This is a genomic window from Nitrososphaerota archaeon (genome assembly GCA_016872055.1).
Taxonomy (GTDB): Archaea; Thermoproteota; Nitrososphaeria; order Nitrososphaerales; family Nitrosopumilaceae; genus Nitrosotenuis.
On the sequence record VHBH01000028.1, the window covers coordinates 1 to 2,244 of the forward strand.

General features: G+C 39.6%; 2 protein-coding genes. Both read left to right on the forward strand.

Annotated features, from left to right (window positions below; genetic code table 11):
* Positions 1-313 precede the first annotated feature (313 nt).
* On the forward strand, positions 314-1,528 hold the full coding sequence (locus FJ354_07145; protein ID MBM3906426.1) for a threonine synthase: 1,215 nt from the start codon (positions 314-316) through the stop codon (positions 1,526-1,528).
* Positions 1,529-2,244 (forward strand): 4-methyl-5(B-hydroxyethyl)-thiazole monophosphate biosynthesis protein (locus FJ354_07150; GenBank protein ID MBM3906427.1); only part of this gene is annotated, 716 nt, incomplete at its 3' end.

The following is a 2,244-nucleotide window of genomic DNA, read 5'->3' on the forward strand; positions in this document are numbered from 1 at the left end:
TCACCAACCTTGTATTCTTTTAGATCGATTGCAAATGGACCAGATTTGTTCCAGTCTTTGAATTTATCTTCCTCTTCCTGTGTGGACACATCAATCGGTCCAACAAAAACTATGACGGCGATCACTGTGATTGTTAATGCAATAATTAACGATAATCCAATAATTCTTGGCTTCATTTCGTAATTTGCTAAAAAACCCATTATAAAACTTGTACTAATGGTTAATTTATCACTTAAATTTCACGTTCGATAAATTAAGTATCACTAAACTTGATATTAGGACATTTTAACTAGATTATAACTCGATTTTTCTTATGACTAGAATCTCACTTCAATGCAGGGAATGCAAAAAGGAATACGAATCAACCTTCAAGTACATCTGCGAAGACTGCTTTGGGCCACTTGATGTCAAATATGATTTTCCAAATATTTCTAAAAACATGTTTGCTGGAAGAGAGCATACCTACTGGCGATACTTTGAACTTTTACCAATACAAAACAAGTCAAACATTGTAAGCATTAATGCGGGAATGACCCCACTAGTAAAGGCAGATAAATTAGGCGAAAAACTAGGACTCAAAAATCTCTATATCAAAAATGACTCTGTTAACCCAACATTTTCATTCAAGGACAGACCAGCAGGGATTGCAGTATCAAAGGCAAAAGAGTTTGGCATGTCTGCAGTAGGATGCGCATCAACTGGCAATCTGGCATCTGCCACAGCAGCACATGCAGCAAAAGGTGGCTTTCCATGTTATGTATTTGCACCAAGCGACATCGAGCATGCAAAAATCGCACAAGCACTTGCGTATGGTTGTAAATTCATATCCGTTGATGGAACATATGACGATGCAAACAGAATTGCTGCTCAGATAGGAGATAGCAAAGGGATTGGAATTGTCAATATCAACATGAGATCATATTACGTTGAAGGATCAAAAACATTGGCATATGAAGTAGCAGAGCAACTGGACTGGAGCGTTCCTGATCAGCTGATTGTTCCAACAGGCAGTGGAGCAATGCTCAATGCCATATGCAAGGGATTTGAAGAATTACAAAGTGTTTCATTACTAAATAATGTCTCTAATATGCACATGATTGCAGCACAACCTCACGGGTGTGCGCCAATAGTTGACGCCTTTAAAAAAGGAGACAGCGAAGTCACACCAGTAGAAATTCCAGATACCATAGCAAAAAGCCTAGCAATAGGGGATCCTGGTGACGGGCGCTATGTCTTAAAACGACTAAAACAATACAATGGCTTTGCTGAAGAATCAAACAACAAGGAAATTCTTGATGCTATACTGCTCTTAGCCCGAACCGAGGGAATCTTTACAGAACCCGCTGGTGGCGTCTCTGTTGCAGTACTCAAAAAAATGATAGATGATGGAAAAATTGACAAAAGCGATACTACTGTATGTTATGTTACCGGCAACGGCCTCAAGACGACAGAATCAATCATGCAAGTTCTTGAAAAACCTCAGGTAATGCAGGCAGATCTTGCAAAAATCACCGCGGTGGTCAAATAATTGCCAAACATCACCTTTACCATTCCGTCCGTACTAAACAAGGGTGGTGGGGAAAAAAAACTCGCAATATCTGCAAGCTCACTGCAAGAGTCGTTTAGCAGGGCATCAGAAATAATGGGTGATGATTTTAAGCGTCGAGTTCTAAACGATGACGAAACGCCTCGCTCCCTAATTAACATCTATGTAAATGGAAAAAACTCTAGATTCTCTGGAGGAATGCAAACAGCACTAAAAGATGGCGATGAAATCTACATTCTTCCAGCAGTTGCAGGAGGCTCTGAACTATCCAGTAAAGAAATTGATAGATATTCAAGACAAATAATGCTCGAAGAAATTGGATATCAAGGACAGCTAAAACTGAGAGCGGCAAAAATTTGCGTCGTAGGCGTCGGCGGACTTGGCAATCCAATTACTACGAGGCTTGTCGCTATGGGAATCGGCAAGCTTCGAATCATAGACAGAGACGTAATAGAACTATCTAATTTACACAGACAAACAATGTTTGACGAGTCCGATGTAGGCCAAGTCAAAGTTGAAGTTGCTGCAAAAAAACTGCAAAAACTAAATCCCGACGTACAAATCGAATCACTACCAATTTCTATTAATGACTATACTGCACTAGATGCAGTAGAAGGATGCGATATTGTAATTGATGCTCTAGATAGTGTAAATGCTAGATATGCACTAAACAAGGCATGTGTTGAAAAAAACATTCC